Origin of the sequence: Kitasatospora sp. NPDC018058 (assembly GCF_044327205.1) — a bacterium.
Classification (GTDB): Bacteria; Actinomycetota; Actinomycetes; order Streptomycetales; family Streptomycetaceae; genus Kitasatospora.
In genome coordinates, this window is the sequence record NZ_JBIRFA010000003.1 from 158,677 (window position 1) to 173,173 (window position 14,497).

12 protein-coding genes are annotated in these 14,497 nt (G+C 73.4%); 3 read left to right on the forward strand and 9 right to left on the reverse strand.

All coding sequences use genetic code 11. The features are described 5' to 3' along the window. The first annotated feature begins 214 nt into the window (after positions 1 to 214). Entirely contained in the window at positions 215 to 394 is a 180-nt protein-coding gene (locus ACH4E7_RS05620) for a hypothetical protein (RefSeq protein ID WP_396247699.1), read from the forward strand. A gap of 245 nt (positions 395 to 639) precedes the next feature. Here ACH4E7_RS05620 and ACH4E7_RS05625 read toward each other — a convergent pair whose 3' ends face one another. After that, complete coding sequence (locus ACH4E7_RS05625; RefSeq protein ID WP_396247700.1) at positions 640 to 2,403, reverse strand: DUF2398 family protein; 1,764 nt, start codon at positions 2,401 to 2,403, stop codon at positions 640 to 642. Between the two features lie 335 nt (positions 2,404 to 2,738). On the opposite strand from ACH4E7_RS05625, the gene ACH4E7_RS05630 reads away from it, so the two are divergent. Further along, positions 2,739 to 3,446 carry a lysoplasmalogenase gene (locus tag ACH4E7_RS05630; protein WP_396247701.1) on the forward strand — a complete coding sequence of 236 codons (708 nt, stop codon included), beginning with the start codon at positions 2,739 to 2,741 and terminating at the stop codon, positions 3,444 to 3,446. 71 nt (positions 3,447 to 3,517) lie between these two features. On the opposite strand, the gene ACH4E7_RS05635 is transcribed toward ACH4E7_RS05630, so the two are convergent. From ACH4E7_RS05635 to ACH4E7_RS05665, 7 genes are all read right to left on the reverse strand, one after another. Then, positions 3,518 to 4,105: a hypothetical protein gene (locus tag ACH4E7_RS05635; RefSeq protein ID WP_396247702.1), complete on the reverse strand. Its 588-nt coding sequence runs from the start codon at positions 4,103 to 4,105 to the stop codon at positions 3,518 to 3,520. Positions 4,106 to 4,267: 162 nt separating this feature from the next. Then, a complete protein-coding gene (locus ACH4E7_RS05640; protein WP_396247703.1) occupies positions 4,268 to 5,071 on the reverse strand; it encodes an exodeoxyribonuclease III in 804 nt (267 codons plus the stop codon). A gap of 100 nt (positions 5,072 to 5,171) precedes the next feature. Further along, positions 5,172 to 6,959, reverse strand: a complete 1,788-nt coding sequence (gene ggt / locus ACH4E7_RS05645; protein ID WP_396247704.1) for a gamma-glutamyltransferase — start codon at positions 6,957 to 6,959, stop codon at positions 5,172 to 5,174. Positions 6,960 to 7,186: 227 nt separating this feature from the next. Beyond that, positions 7,187 to 8,293: an ROK family glucokinase gene (locus ACH4E7_RS05650; protein ID WP_396247705.1), complete on the reverse strand. Its 1,107-nt coding sequence runs from the start codon at positions 8,291 to 8,293 to the stop codon at positions 7,187 to 7,189. Further along, complete coding sequence (locus tag ACH4E7_RS05655) at positions 8,290 to 9,102, reverse strand: ATP-binding cassette domain-containing protein (RefSeq protein ID WP_396247706.1); 813 nt, start codon at positions 9,100 to 9,102, stop codon at positions 8,290 to 8,292. Before ACH4E7_RS05655 ends, ACH4E7_RS05650 begins: the two co-directional genes overlap by 4 nt. Beyond that, positions 9,099 to 10,139, reverse strand: a complete 1,041-nt coding sequence (locus ACH4E7_RS05660) for an ABC transporter permease (protein WP_396247707.1) — start codon at positions 10,137 to 10,139, stop codon at positions 9,099 to 9,101. The genes ACH4E7_RS05655 and ACH4E7_RS05660 overlap by 4 nt, the downstream gene beginning before the upstream one ends. After that, positions 10,136 to 11,155: a substrate-binding domain-containing protein gene (locus tag ACH4E7_RS05665; RefSeq protein ID WP_396247708.1), complete on the reverse strand. Its 1,020-nt coding sequence runs from the start codon at positions 11,153 to 11,155 to the stop codon at positions 10,136 to 10,138. Before ACH4E7_RS05665 ends, ACH4E7_RS05660 begins: the two co-directional genes overlap by 4 nt. A gap of 310 nt (positions 11,156 to 11,465) precedes the next feature. On the opposite strand from ACH4E7_RS05665, the gene ACH4E7_RS05670 reads away from it, so the two are divergent. Further along, the gene (locus ACH4E7_RS05670) at positions 11,466 to 12,605 is read left to right on the forward strand and encodes an alpha/beta hydrolase (protein ID WP_396247709.1); all 1,140 of its coding nucleotides are present in this window, start codon (positions 11,466 to 11,468) and stop codon (positions 12,603 to 12,605) included. A 143-nt stretch (positions 12,606 to 12,748) separates the two neighbouring features. Here ACH4E7_RS05670 and ACH4E7_RS05675 read toward each other — a convergent pair whose 3' ends face one another. Beyond that, entirely contained in the window at positions 12,749 to 14,341 is a 1,593-nt protein-coding gene (locus tag ACH4E7_RS05675; protein ID WP_396247710.1) for a PucR family transcriptional regulator, read from the reverse strand. Positions 14,342 to 14,497 lie beyond the last annotated feature (156 nt).

Here is a 14,497-nt window from a genome sequence, read left to right on the forward strand (position 1 = left end):
GTCCCGACCCGTCTCCGCCCCACCCACGGCCTCCGGGCCGCCGCACGGGTCGCCGGCGGCGGGGCCCTCGTCGAACGCGGAAGCCCCCACTGACCAGCGCATACGCCCCACCCGGCCGTCGGGTGGGGCGTATGCGGCCAACCGACGCCCAACCCCCGTCCGGACTTCACCCGCGCGTACCGACCGTTCACACCGCCCTGAGACCCTCCCTGTCATGAACGCCAGCCCTCAGGCGCCCTACCAGGAACCGCGCTTCCCCCTCCCGCAGCGCCACCGCCGCCTCCTCGCCTGCACCGCCGTCCTCGCCTCCATCGCCCTCGGCGCCCTCGGCGTCGGCGCCACCGTCGAAACCGTCCAGCGCGACCCCCTCGCCACCACCACCGCCAGCAAGTAGTCGGCCCCACCCAGCACCGCCGTCCACCCCGGACGCGGTGCTTTCGCGTTCCCTGCGGGGGAAGACGCAACGCGCCTACGGGCCGTCGTCAGAGCGGACCCATGAGGTCCGTGTGCGGGCGCAGCGACCGCTGCCCGCCGCCCGCCGCCTCGCACGGGCCCACGCCCAGTGCCGCCCACGCGGGCGCGAGCGATACCGGTCCCCCTTTCGGGCGGCTGCTGCCACGGGCGGCGCCGGAATCCCTCCTACGCCCGCCGCCCCTCACGCGCCGCCGCCTGGGGCGGGACCGCCGGGCGGGAGTGGCGGCCGGTGCTGGGGGTGGGGTGGAGGTCGGGGGCCGGGGCGTAGCGGGCGGCCGGGGGGCGGAGGAGCCAGGTGGTGCGGGGGGTGGGGGTGATGAGGCCGAGACGGTGGAGGAGGTCGAGGGCGTCTCGGCGCAGGGCGGTGCGGTCGGCGAGGTAGCGCGCGGGGAGGCCGTATTCGTCGGTGATGTCGCCGAGGACGCCGTCTATCAGGGCGTCGGGGATGGGGACGTCGCCGTCACTGCTCTCGCCGGGCAGCGGGCGGACCTCCTCGACCAGGCGCTCGACCAGCAGCAGGGTGGCCTGGGCGAGGGTGCCGGCGCCGGGGAGGGCGAGGTCGGTGAGCTCGGCGGCCGGGTCGAGCAGGGCGACGCCCTCGGCGCGCAGTTCGGCCTCGAGGCCGAGGAACTCGGCGAGCGCGGCCGGGCCGCTGAGCCGGTGTTCGTGCAACCAGGCGCGCCGCTCCTCGGGGAGGTCGGCGGCGAGGACGGCGGGCGTCTCGGCGAGGAGGCGGCGGACGGCGGTGGCGGGCTCGGCCTCGGCGGCGCGGCGGATGAGGTCGGCGGCGTCGTCGGCGAGGGCGGGCGGGCCGGCCGGGACGGCGCGGGCGAGTTCGCGGTCGACGGTGAGCACGAAGTCGGCGTCGGCCGGGTCGGACGGCAGGTCGCCTAGCACCTGCCAGGCGGCGAGCGCGGCGAGCGCCATCGTGAGGTCGGCCGGCTCGGCGGCGAGTTCGGGGGCGGCGGCGCGCATCGCGTCGAGCAGCCGCCCGTACGGGAGTTGCTCGGGGGCGTCGACGAGCAGGGCCAGGGCGAGCGCGAGTTGGGCGTAGCCGGCCGGGGTGAACGGGGCGCTGGTGGCGGGGTGTTCGAGGCGGCGGGCGGCGCCGGGGCCGAGGCCCGCCTTGCAGAGCCGGGCGTGCCAGGGGCCGACGACCAGCCGGTAGCCGAGCAGGGTGTCGAAGCGCTCGGTGAGCCAGTCGCGGTGACGGTGGATCAGCGGGAAGCCGTCGGCGTGCGGGCCGGAGGCGGTGACCAGCGGGTGGGCGAGCAACAGCCGGGCGGCGATGCGGCGTTCGGCGGCCGGGAGCTCCGCGTCGGATCGATCCTGCGGTTCGGCGGGCGTGCCCGGGAGCGCCCGGACCCGCTCGGGCTTGCGATGCCTGCCGGGCCTGCCCGGCTTGGCGCCTGACCGGACGACAGGCAGTGCGGCATCGTCGCGCCGGGCCCGGCGCAGGCCGCCGTCGGTGCGGGCGTCGCGGGCGCGCGGGACGGTGGCGCCGCCGTGGGGGGTCGGGCCGTGCCACCAACTGACGCCGGGGTCGGCGGGCTCGGCGGGGGCACCGAGGTGGCGGGCGGGGTAGAGGCCGAAGGAGGCGGTGCACAGGTCGTCCGCGGTGCCGGGGGCGGCGGCGGCGAACCAGTGGGCGAGCCGCAGCAGCCCCGGGTCGGGCGAGAGGCCCTCCCCGGTCGACTGCGGGCCGTCAGCGCCGCCCTCGGGAGCGAGCTCGGCTACCGCGTCAGCACCGGCGGGATCGCAGTCCGGCCCGGAGCCCGGCGGGGAGTCCGACGAGCGGCCCGGGGAGGAGTCGGCTTCGCGTACGGCGAGGACGGCGTCGGCGGTTGCCCGCCCTGCCCCGCCCGTGCGTCCGTCCGGCCTGCCGACGGCCACCCGGGTGGCGCCGACCGCGTACTCCTGCTGCTCCATGTCGGGATCCAGACTAGACGGTGACCGGGTCACCCGGTGGCAGCAACGGCCCTCCTGAGGAACTCTCCGCAAGAGCCCTTGAAGCGGCCGCACACCCTCCGCTACCCGGCCGCCCCGTCATCCCCCGTACCCAGCCGGGGTTACGCACGGGTAACCTGCTCTTTCCCCGGCCCCATCGGCTCCCCTAGGGTCGATGGACCCCCACCCGAGCGACTCGGAGGCACTCGCCACATGAGTGAGCGAAGCGAGCGAATCATCAAAAGGTGTGCATGGGCGAATGCCCCTGCCGAGCGGTGGGGGTATCCCCGGCCGGAGGCTGGGGGAGAGGCGGGCGCATGAGTATCGGTACGACCACCCGCGTCGCCGGCCTCGGCAGCCGCCTGCGTTCGGCCACCGGCCTGCTCGGCGGGTTCGCGGCCACCTCGGCGGCACACCTGGGCTCGATCCTGTCCGGCGCCTCGGTGCTGCAGAACGCCACCAAGCCGGCCCTGATGCCGCTGCTGGCCGCGCACAGCGTGACGGCGGCCACGACGGCCGGTCGGCAGCCGCCGAAGCTGCTGGCGCCGGCGCTGCTGGCGAGCGCGGGCGGGGACGTGTTGCTCCAGCTGAAGAACGACCCCGCGTTCCTGGCCGGCATGGGCTCGTTCGCGGCGGCGCACGTCTGCTACGTGACGATGTTCGTCCAGCGCGGGGCGCTCACCGACCGCCGTCGCGCCCTGGTGGTCGCGGCCGCGTACGCGACGGCCTGGGTGGGCCTGGTCGGCCGACTCTGGCCGGACCTCGGGGACCTGCAGGTCCCGGTGGCGGGCTACAGCCTGCTGCTCACCTCGACGGCCGTCACCTCGGCCGGGCTGGGCTGGCGGACCGGGCTGGGCGGGGCGCTGTTCCTGCTCTCCGACACGCTGATCGCCACCCAGCTGGCGAAGTGGCGCGAGCTGCCGGGGCATCAGTTCTGGATCATGGCGACGTACGTCCTGGCCCAGTACCTGCTGGCCAGCGGCATCCTCCAGCACCAGGAGCGGCAGGAGCGCGCGGCCGCCTGACGCACCGTCGCGCCGCCGGTCCCATCAGGGTCCGACGGCGCGACGCGGGAACGCGCAGGAGGTGAGGGCCGTCAGGCAGCGCGCCTCCGAAGCAGCCAGCAGCCGCCGATACCGCCCGCGACCAGCGCCAGGCCGCTGACCAGCTCCGCCGGGTTGCCCGCGACCGAGCCGCCGAGGCCGGTCGTCACCGCGCCGTGCGGGGCGACCTGCTGGCTGCCGGCACCGGACTGGCCGAGCGAGCCGGCCCACTCCCCCGCCGCCTTGCCCCAGTCGCCGAGGCCGTTGTCGGGGCCGGCGGCCGTCACGGTGGTGACCGTGACGGTGGTCGAGAAGGCGCCGCCGTCCGGGCAGGTGCCGTCGACCTTGCTGTCCCCGGAGTGCTGGGAGGCCAGCCGGGCGGAGCCGGTGTGCTTGCCGTCGGCGCCCAGGGTGAGGGTCGCGGGGCCGCCCTCGAAGGCGGCGGAGTGGGCGGCGATGGTCTTGGCGTCGGGCTTGTCCGACTTCTCGCAGGAGACCGTGACCCTTACGGTCTGGCCCGGTGCGGCCCGGGTCGGGCTGACCGAGGCCGCACCCTCCCTGGCGGATGCGAGGGGGGCCGTCAGACCGGTCAGCACCGTCGCGCCGATCAGGGCGGCGGCGGCCGTACGCATGGGGCGCATGCCGGAACCTCCGGGATTCTCGGGCGCAGTCGGGGACTCCCATGTCCACGTGCTCTTTCAACTGCACCCGGTCATTCACCGACGGTAGGCAGGCACCCCGCACCCGGCCACCGCTCAGGACCGTTCGAGCGACAGCCCGTCACCCAGCGTGATCCTCGCGACTCAGAGATCGAGGTCGACCACGACCGGTGCGTGGTCCGAGGTGCCCTTGCCCTTGCGGGCCTCGCGGTCCACGTAGCTGTCGGTGACGGCGTCCACGAAGGGCTTGTTGGCGTAGGTGAGGTCGATCCGCATGCCCCGGTTCTTCGGGAAGGCCAGCTGGCGGTAGTCCCAGTAGGTGTAGGGGCGGTCGTACTTGAGCGGGCGCGGCAGCACGTCGTGCAGGCCGATCCCGCCGAGCTCCTCCAGCGCGGCGCGCTCGGCGGGGGTGACGTGGGTGAGGCCCTCGAAGGCGGCGACGTCGTAGACGTCCTCGTCGGTGGGGGCGATGTTGAAGTCCCCGAGGACGGCGAAGGGGCGCGGGCCGGCCGCGTCCTCGACGGACGCCTTGCGCAGCGCCTCCAGCCACTCCAGCTTGTACCGGTAGTGCGCGTGGCCGACCTCGCGGCCGTTGGGCACGTAGACCGACCAGACCCGGACCGGGCCGCAGGTGGCGGCGATCGCACGCGGCTCGACGTCGGACAGCATGGCGCCGTCGGCGAGGAAGCCGGGCTGGTCGGGCAGGCCGCGCACGACGTCCTCCAGACCGAGCCGGGAGACGATGGCGACGCCGTTCCACCGGCCGGTGCCGTGCGCGGCCGTCTCGTAGCCGAGCTCGCGGACCTCGTCGTACGGGAAGGCGTCGGCCGCGCACTTGAGCTCCTGGAGGCAGAGCACGTCGGGCTTGGCGCTCTCCAGCCACTCCAGGAGCTTGGGCAGCCGCGCGGTGACGGAGTTGATGTTCCAGGTGGCGATGCGGACGGTCACGGCGGGCGGCCTTCCCGGTGGTTCGGTCGGTACGGACGGGGGTGGGCCCCGGGGGAGGCCCACCCCGAACATACCGCCCGCCACTGACAGGCCGATCCGATCAGCCCGCGGGTCGGACCACCGCGGCCGAGCCGCCGCCGCGCCGCACCGGTTCGGCGGCGGCCACCCAGCGGCCGTCCGGCAGCCGCTCCACGCCGGTGGCGGCGCCGATCTCGGCCACGGACGTGAACCGGTGCCCGAGGCCCTCCAGCCCGGCCCGCTCGGGCAGCGCCAGGAAACCGGGCTCGGCCTGGGTGGCGACGGTGTTGCGCTGGCTGGCGCGCGGAGCGGCGATGGCCTGCTCCAGGCTCAGGCCCCGGTCGAGCCGACCGAGCAGCACCTGCAGGGTGGTGGTGATGATGGTCGCGCCGCCGGGGCTGCCGGTGGCCAGCAGCGGCTCGCCGTCGCGCAGCACGATGGTCGGGGACATCGAGGAGCGCGGCCGCTTGCCCGGGCCGGGCAGGTTCGGGTCGGGCACGCCCGCGGTGAGCGGGACGAAGTCGAAGTCGGTCAGCTCGTTGTTGAGCAGGAAGCCCCGACCGGGAACGGTGATGCCGCTGCCGCCGGTCTGCTCGATGGTGAGGGTGTACGAGACGATGTCGCCCCAGCGGTCCGCGACCGTCAGATGGGTGGTGTTCGGCCCCTCGTACGGCTCGGCGACGGCCTGGCCGGTGTCGGCGCAGTCGGCCGGGTGGCGCGGGTCGCCGGGGGCGAGCGGACTGGTGAGGGCGCGGTCGGGGCCGATCAGGCAGGCCCGGGAGGCGGCGTAGCGCTCGGAGAGCAGCTGCTTGGTCGGGACGTCGCTGAAGGCCGGGTCGCCGACCCACCGGTTGCGGTCGGCGAAGGCGATCCGGGAGGCGTCCAGGAAGTGGTGGTAGTACTGCGTGCCGCTGTAGGTCGAGAGGTCGCCGTCCTCCAGGATGTGGAGCGCCTCGCCGACGGTGGTGCCGCCGGAGCTGGACGGGGCCATCGAGTAGACGTCGTAGTCGCGGTAGGCGACGTGGGTGGGCGTCTGGCGGCGGGCCTGGTAGGCGGCCAGGTCGGCGGTGTCGACCTTCCCGGGACGGGCGTTGCGGCCGGAGGCCGGGTCGACCGGCGGGTGCTGCACGGTGTTGACGATGTCCTTGGCCAACTCGCCCTGGTAGAAGGCCTTCACGCCGTCCTTGGCGAGCAGACGGTAGGTGGCGGCGAGGTCGGGGTTGCGCAGCACGGTGCCGACCTCGGGGGGCTTGCCGCCGGGCAGGTAGAGCTTGGCGGTGGCCGGGAAGTCCTTGAACCGGGCGTAGTTGTCGGCCGTCTGGCCGCGGAAGGTGTCGTCGACGACGAAGCCGTTCTCGGCGATCCGCTCGGCGGGTTCGAGGTTCTGGGCGAGCGAGCGGGTGCCCCACTGGCGCAGCGCGGAGTCCCAGGTCGCGGGGGTGCCGGGGACGCCGACGGACAGGCCGCTGGTGACGGCGTCGGCGAAGGCCAGCGGCTTGCCGTCCTCCAGGAACAGCCCGCTGTCGGCCGTGCGGCCGGCCACCTCACGGCCGTCGATGGTGTGCACCCGGCCGGTGGCGTGGTCGTAGTAGACGAAGTACCCGCCACCGCCGATCCCGGACGAGTACGGCTCGGTCACCCCGAGCGCCGCCGCGGCCGCCACCGCCGCGTCCACGGCGTTCCCGCCCTTGCGCAGCACCTCGATCCCGGCCGCGGTCGCGTCGGCGTCCACACTGGCCACCGCCCCGCCCCACCCCACCGCCTCCGGCACCTTCGGCGGCGGCGCCGCGGCCCCGGCCGGCCCGGTGGTGGCCCCTATCAGAGCGGTGGCGATCAGCAGTGATGGCGCGAGGCGGGTCAGAGCCCTCATCCGTGTCCTCCTGATTTGGCGTCAACTCATCAGTTGTTCCACAGGAGGCGTGATCCGACAACCACACCGCACGACTACCAATGGGTAGTTGACGGATCGACGGGAAGGCGGGGGCTGAGAACAAAAAACAGCTGACAGATTTCAGCGAACAGAAGACGAAATCTGTTCGCTGAAATCTGTCAGCTGAAAGTCGCCCGTCGCCGAAGCGCCCGGCAGGTGCCCCGCCCCTACAGCGCGCTGCGCTCCACCCGCCGCCGCTTGATGGTGCGGAAGCGGCGGGCGACCTGGCGTGCCAGGTCGGCGGCGCCGACGAGGCCGGCCTCGTTGCCCAGGGCGGCGTGGACGATGGTGGCCTCGGGGCGGAACCCGCGGCCGGTGAGGGTGCGGCGGAAGGTGTCGCGGGCGGGGCCGAGGAGGAGGTCGCCGGCCTCGGAGACGCCGCCGCCGATGACGAAGCGGCCCGGGTCGAGGGCGGCGGCCAGGTTGGCGATGCCGACGCCGAGCCAGGTGCCGACCTCGTAGAGCAACTCGGTCGCGGTCGGGTCGCCGTCCTGGGCGGCCTCGGTGACCAGCGGACCGGTGATGCCCTCGACCGCGCCGCCCGCCCGGGCGAGCAGCGGCTGCACCACCGGGGACTCCTCGGCGACCAGCTCACGGGCGTCCCGTACCAACGCGTTGCCCGAGGAGTACTGCTCCCAGCAGCCGCGGTTGCCGCACGGGCAGCGGTGCCCGCCGGGCACCACCTGCATGTGCCCGAACTCGCCCGCCAGGCCGTACTTGCCCCGGTCGACGTAGCCGTCCCGGACGACCGCGCCGCCGATGCCGGTGCCCAGGGTGAGCATCACCATGTGGTCCTCGCCGCGCCCCGCGCCGAACCGCCACTCGGCCCAGGCGGCCGCGTTGGCGTCGTTCTCCACGATCACCGGGAAGCGCAGCCGCTCGCTGAGCACCTCCTGGAGCGGCTCGTTGCGCCAGTTGAGGTGCGGGGCGAAGAGCACCCGGGAGCGGTCGGCGTCGACCCAGCCGGCCGCGCCGATGCCGACCGCGTGGACGTCGTGGCGGTCGGCGAGCTGCAACACCAGCTCGACGATGACGTCCTCGACGACCTTGGGGCTCTTGCTCTTGTGGGGGGTGTCGGTGCGCAGCTTCTCCAGCACCTTGCCCTCACCGTCGACGACTCCCGCGACGACCTTGGTACCGCCGATGTCGACGCCGATGGTGGGCAGCCGCAGTATCCCCGCGGGCAGGGCGCGGCGTCGGCGCTCGGCGCGCGGGCCGAGGCCCAGCAGGGTGGGCAAAACAGCCGGCCGGGTGCTGCCTTGGGGGCTGGTCACGGCTGCGGACGCTCCTCACTGGACGTGGTGTCGTTCGGTCGGGCCAGCTCGTGCGAGAGCTCGGCGAGGTCGGAGCCGCCCGCCATCTCGGTGGTGAGCTGCTCCAGGCCGATCTCGGCTCGCGGGTGGCTGCCGGCCATCCGCCCCCGCTTGAGCAGGGTGAAATGATCCCCGACCAGGTAGGCGTGGTGCGGGTTGTGGGTGATCAGGACGACCCCGAGCCCGGCGTCGCGGGCCGCCGTGACGTACTTGAGCACCACCCCGGACTGCTTGACGCCGAGCGCCGCGGTCGGCTCGTCCAGGATGAGCACCCTGGCACCGAAGTGCACGGCACGGGCGATCGCCACGCACTGGCGCTGGCCACCGGAGAGGGTGCCGATCGGCCGGTCGACGTCGTGCAGGTCGATGCCCATCTTCGCGAGCGCCTCGCGGGTGGTGGCCCGCATGCCGTCGGCGTCCAGGCGCAGGCCGCCCCAGCGGCGCATGCCCTGCTCGGAGCCGAGGAAGAAGTTGCGCCAGACCGGCATCAGCGGGACGACCGCGAGGTCCTGGTAGACCGTGGCGATGCCGCGGTCCAGGGCCTGGCGCGGGGAGTCGAAGCGGACCTCCTCGCCGCCGATGGTGTAGCTGCCCTCGTCGTGCTGGTGGAGCCCGGCGATGATCTTGATCAGGGTGGACTTGCCGGCCCCGTTGTCGCCCAGCACGCAGCTGATCTCGCCGGCCCGCAGGGTCAGCGAGACGTCCTGCAGTGCCCGGACCGTCCCGTAGGTCTTGCCGACACCTTCGAGGGACAGAAGCTCGTCACTCATCGCGGTCCCCGTTCCGCCCGGCGCTTGACGTAGGCGTTGAGCAGCGCGGCCAGCAGCAGCATCGCGCCGAGGAAGAACTTGAACCAGTCCGGGTTCCACTGGGCGTAGATGATCCCCTTGCTGGCCATGCCGAAGATCAGCGCGCCGAGCGCGGAGCCGACCACCGAGCCGTAGCCGCCGGTGATCAGGCAGCCGCCGATGACCGCCGCGACGATGTAGATCAGCTCGTTGCCGACGCCCTCGCCGGACTGCACGGTGTCGAACGAGAACAGCAGGTGCTGCCCGAGCACCCAGGCGCCGAAGCCGACGCCCAGGTAGAGCACGGTCTTGGTCCGGGCGACCGGCACGCCGACCGCGCGGGCGGCGGCCGCGTCGCCGCCGACCGCGAAGATCCAGTTGCCGAAGCGGGTGCGCATCAGCACCCAGCTGCCGGCCACCAGCAGGCCGAGCCACCACCAGACGGTGGCCTTGATCGCCAGCCCGCCGATGTTCACCTCTGAGGCGAACAGCCAGCGGCAGGACTCGAAGCCCTGCATGTCCGCGATCGACTTGGTGGAGACCGTCCCGGAGATCGCCTTGGTGACACCCAGGTTGGCGCCGGTCAGCATCAGGAAGGTGCCCAGGGTGACGATGAAACTGGGCAGCCTGGTGCGGCCGAGCATCCAGCCGTTGAACCAGCCGATCGCCAGGGTGGTCGCCAACGAGACCAGGACACCGACCCAGGTGATCGCGGTGAACTGGTACGAGACCATCGAGGAGGTCAGCGCGGCCGTGGTGACCAGGACGCCGGCCGACAGGTCGAACTCGCCGCCGATCATCAGCAGCGAGACCGGCACGGCCATGATCCCGATGGTGGACGCCGCGTAGAGCACGGTGCCCAACGAGGAGACCCGCAGAAAGGGTTCGGCGACGGCGGCGAAGACCGCGAACACCGCGACGGCGGCGATCAGCGAGCCGAGCTCCGGGCGTGCGAGCAGCCGCCGCAGGACCGCCGGGCGGTCCTGAACGAGCAGGTCCGAGGTGCTCGACGCGCTCACCTGGTCCCCCTCGCGACGTACTCGGCGAGCGCGTCGGCGTTGTCCTTGGTCAGGATCTGCGGGCCGGTCGCGACGGGCTTGCCGCCGCCGAGCATGTCCAGGTTGGACTTGTACAGCCAGAGCAGGTCGACGCCCTCGTAGCCCTGGAGGTAGGGCTGCTGGTCGACGGCGAAGCCGACGCTGCCGGACTTGAGGCCGGCCACCACCTGCTGGCCGAGGTCGAAGGTGTCCAACTCGACGTTCCGGTGGGCGTCCTGGATGGCCTGCAGCCCGGTGGCGGCCATCGGGCCGGAGAGGGTGAGCACGGTGTCGATGCCGGGGTCGGCCTGGAGCTTGGCGGAGATCGCGGCGCGGGCGTCAGGCATGTCGACGCCGTTGACGTAGAGGACCTGGAAGGCGGCGCCGGACTTGGACTGGGCGCCGGAGCAGCGCTGCTCCTGGCCGACGTTGCCCTGCTCGTGGATCACGCAGAGCACGCTCTTGCGGCCACGGGAGGCCAGCTCCGCGCCGGCCGCCTGGCCGGCCGTGGTCTCGTCCTGGCCGATGTGGGTGAGCGCGCCGAACTTGGCGGAGAACTCCTGGCCGGAGTTGATGGTGATCACCGGGATGCCGGCCGCCTCGGCCTTGCCGAGGACGTCGGCCATGGCGTCGCCCTTGGCGAGGGTGACCAGCAGGCCGTCGACCTTCTGGTCGATGGCGGCCTGGACGAGCTGGACCTGATTCTGGGTCTGCGCGTCGTTGGAGTACAGGAAGGTGATGTTGTCCTTGGCGGCGGCCTGCTCGGCACCCTTGCGCACGCTGTCCCAGAAGGCGTCGCCGGCACCGGCGTGGGTCACCATGGCGACCTTCCAGCGCGGGGTGGTGACGGCGCTGCCGCCGGCGGCCGCCGCCTTGGCGCGGGCCTCCTCGGCGCGTCTGCCTCCGGTACTGCTGCAACCGGCCGCGGTGACCGCGAGGGCCAGGACGGCGCACACGGGCCAGAAGCGGCGGGACGGGCGAAAGCGGGTTGTGCTCATCCCCCTAGTCTCTCTGGCCCGCCCATGCGGGATCGCACCGCCTCGCCCAGCACCGCGAACGGCGCGGGTTGTAAGGTGCCTCGGGGGACCTTCCTGGTAGTCCGCTGAACATCTGGTCCGGACCACCGCCGTCCGGGTGGCAGACTAGGCGCCGATCCGAAGCGGGGGCATCACGGCAACGTGATGTTCCTCTCAGGTTCCGCACAGATTCGGACGGCAACCGATCATCGGTTCTCAGCCGTCTGATGCCATTGACGTGCGTCCGGGCGAGTGGGGCCCGGACGGCGAGCGACCCGGATACGAGAACTCGATGGAACTGACAGGTACGCCATTCTTCATCCTCACCGTCATCCTTGTGCCGGTCTCCATCACAGTGGCGTTGCTGTTCTGGGGGAAGGTGCGCGGCCCCCAGCCGGTGCAGATCCTCTCCCGGCTCGTCATGATCATGTTCTGCCAGGTCACGGCCGTGCTGATGGTCTTCGTGATGGTCAACAACGCCAACCTGATCTACGGCAACTGGGACGACCTGCTCGGCACCGGTGACCACGTCCGCGCGGTGCCCTCGGTGCCTCCGGCGGACCCGGCCGCGGGCACCGCCCAGAACGGCCAGTCCGGCGACGCCGGCAAGCAGCCGCCGAAGGTGCTGCAGAAGTTCGGCGGCGTGAACGACCCGGCGGTGCCCGGCGACGTCCAGAAGACCGAGCTCAAGGGCCAGGTCTCCGGCGTCGACGGTGAGGTGCTGGTCTGGCTGCCGCCGCAGTACAACGACCCCGCGTTCAAGGACAAGAAGTTCCCGGTCGTCGAGCTGATCCCGGGCTACCCGGGCTCGTCCTCCACCTGGTACGGCACGCTCAAGGTGTCCGAGCAGCTCAAGCCGCTGATGCAGCAGGGCAAGGTCGCCCCGTTCATCCTGGTCTCGCCGCGCACCCTGCTGCTGGGCAACCACCAGGACGCAGGCTGCACCGACATCCCCGGCAAGATCAACGCCGACGCCTGGATCACCCGCGACGTCCCGCAGATGGTGATGGACAACTTCCGCGCCGACCCGTCCTCGGACCGCTGGGCGATCGCCGGCTACTCGGCCGGTGCCCACTGCGCGGCCAAGCTCTCGGTGGCCCACCCCAACCGCTACCGGGCCGGCATCGCGATGTCGGGCTACAACGACCCGGCGACCGAGGGTGACTCGCTGGTCGGCAAGGACCCGAAGCTGCGCGAGGCCAACAACCCGGTCAACATCCTCAAGACCGCCCAGCAGCCGCCGAAGGTCGCCCTGCTGGTCAGCGGCGCCAAGGGGGACGGCTACGAGGACGGCCAGGCGATCGCCGCCGTGGCCAAGGAGCCGACCAAGGTCCAGGTCGAGGAGAGCACCGGCCCGCACACCACCGACATGTGGAAGCGGATGGTCCCGAGCGCCTTCGAGTGGCTGACCACGATCATCCCCGCGCAGTAGTGACCGCCCGTCACGACTGAGGGCCCGCCGCGATCGTTCGCGGCGGGCCCTCGGCCGTTTCCCCGGCAGCCACCGGACGGATCCGGCCGGACCGGACGCAACCTGACGGGACCGGAGACGACGGGGAGTGGGGCGACGGCGGATCAGGCCAGTTCGAGCGCCAGGTAGAAGTCCACCCGGTCCTCCAGCCGGGAGAGGTCCCGCCCGGTCAGCTCCTCGATCCGGCCGATCCGGTAGCGCAGGGTGTTGACGTGGACGTGCAGCTGCCCGGCGCAGCGGGTCCAGGAGCCGTCCGAGCGCAGGAAGGCCTCCAGAGTGCGCACCAGGTCCGCCTGGTGCTCGATGTCGTACGCGATCACCTTGTCCAGCAGCCGGCTGCGGAAGGCGCGGCGGACCTCGTCCGGGACGGCGGCGAGCAGCAGCACGTGCGAGGCCAGCTCCTCGGGGCCGGCCACACAGACCCGGCCGACCCGGGCGGCGGCGATCCGGCGGGCGTGCCGGGCCTCCTCCAGGGCGCCGCGCAGGCCGCCGGCCCCTGGGGCGGGGGCGGAGACGCCGAGGGTGATCCGGCCCTCCGAGCCGAGCCCGGCCTCCAGCGGGGCGAGCAGGTCGCGCAGGGTGTCGGCGGGCACCGGGCTGTCCAGGGCGGGCAGCACCACCACGGCGCCGTTGCCCGACCCGGCGACCAGCGCGCGGTCGGTGGTGCCGCCGAGCGCCTCCTCCAGGACGGCCCGCACCATGCCCTCGGGCAGGCCGGTGCCCTCGGCGCTGAGCACCAGCCAGGAGTCGCCCTGGGACGGGGACTTGGGCTCGGGGCTCTCGTAGCGGGCGGCCATCGCCGAGGAGGCGTACAGGGTGCGGCTGATCTCGGCCGGGTCGGCGTCGCGGCGCAGCAGGGCGAGCAGTTCGTCGGCCAGGCGGCGGCGCAGCCGACGGCCCTCGTCCCGGCGGTGGCGTTCGGCGGCGACCAGCCGGGCCAGGTTCTCGGCGAGCTGCTGGCGCTTGGTGGTCCATTCGGTGACGTCGCCGGCCACCGCGAGCACCCAGTCGGCGAGCGGCGCCTCGTGCTCGGCGGAGGCCGCGGCGGGCAGCAGCGAGTAGGCGCCACCGGCCAGTCGGGCCCGGTGCGGGGGGCGGCGGCGCTGGCGCTGGGCGGCGAGGTGGGCGCGGACCAGCTGGTCGCGGTCCTCGGCGGTGAGCCGGTCGGCCGGGCCGGCGATCACCGCGCCGGTCGGGGTGAGCACCCAGCAGTCCAGGTCGAGGTCGCCGCCGAGCAGGTCCAGCACGGCGTCCAGCCCGCCGCCGCCGGCCGCCGAGACCAGCAGCCGGTGCCGGTCGACCAGCGCGGCGAGGTCGGCGGCGCGGTCGGCGGAGACCTGCCGGCCGATGAACTCGGTGACGGTGCCGAAGGCGATGTCGTCGGGGACGGCCAGCAGCGGCATCCGGTGTCTGCGGCAGGCCTCGACCAGGTCCTCGGGCACCGGGCCGACCTCGGCCTCGCCGGCCGCCAGGGCGACCGCGCCGCCGGCCGCGATGGTCCGCACGAACCGCTCGGAGTCGGCCGGGCCGCCGCGCCAGAGCATCCCGGTGAGCACCAGCTCGCCGCCGTGCAGGTAGCGGCCTGGGTCGTGCAGGTCCGTGGTCATCACACCGCTGACCTGCCGGTCCAGCTCCTCCTCGGCCGCGAGCAGGCGCAGTCGCGGGGCGCCGGGGGCGAGCAGGTCACGGACACGCATCCGCGGACTCCTAACAGGGGCTGGAACGGGGGCTGGAACAGGCGGCATACAGGGGACTGGAACGGGGGGAGGGGGTCGGCCGTCCGGTCCGGAGGTCACAGTGTGCCCGAACATCCGTGCTCGGTGTTACGTACCAGGGGCCGCCGGGTCACGGGG

Bases quoted from the DNA above. Each gene is read 5' to 3' on its own strand.
- ACH4E7_RS05635 (WP_396247702.1), bottom strand. From the start codon at position 4,105: ATGCGCCCCATGCGTACGGCCGCCGCCGCCCTGATCGGCGCGACGGTG.
- ACH4E7_RS05670 (WP_396247709.1), top strand. From the start codon at position 11,466: ATGGAACTGACAGGTACGCCATTCTTCATCCTCACCGTCATCCTTGTG.
- ACH4E7_RS05625 (WP_396247700.1), bottom strand. From the start codon at position 2,403: ATGGAGCAGCAGGAGTACGCGGTCGGCGCCACCCGGGTGGCCGTCGGC.
- ACH4E7_RS05630 (WP_396247701.1), top strand. From the start codon at position 2,739: ATGAGTATCGGTACGACCACCCGCGTCGCCGGCCTCGGCAGCCGCCTG.
- ggt (WP_396247704.1), bottom strand. From the start codon at position 6,959: ATGAGGGCTCTGACCCGCCTCGCGCCATCACTGCTGATCGCCACCGCT.
- ACH4E7_RS05655 (WP_396247706.1), bottom strand. From the start codon at position 9,102: ATGAGTGACGAGCTTCTGTCCCTCGAAGGTGTCGGCAAGACCTACGGG.
- ACH4E7_RS05620 (WP_396247699.1), top strand. From the start codon at position 215: ATGAACGCCAGCCCTCAGGCGCCCTACCAGGAACCGCGCTTCCCCCTC.
- ACH4E7_RS05675 (WP_396247710.1), bottom strand. From the start codon at position 14,341: ATGCGTGTCCGTGACCTGCTCGCCCCCGGCGCCCCGCGACTGCGCCTG.
- ACH4E7_RS05665 (WP_396247708.1), bottom strand. From the start codon at position 11,155: ATGAGCACAACCCGCTTTCGCCCGTCCCGCCGCTTCTGGCCCGTGTGC.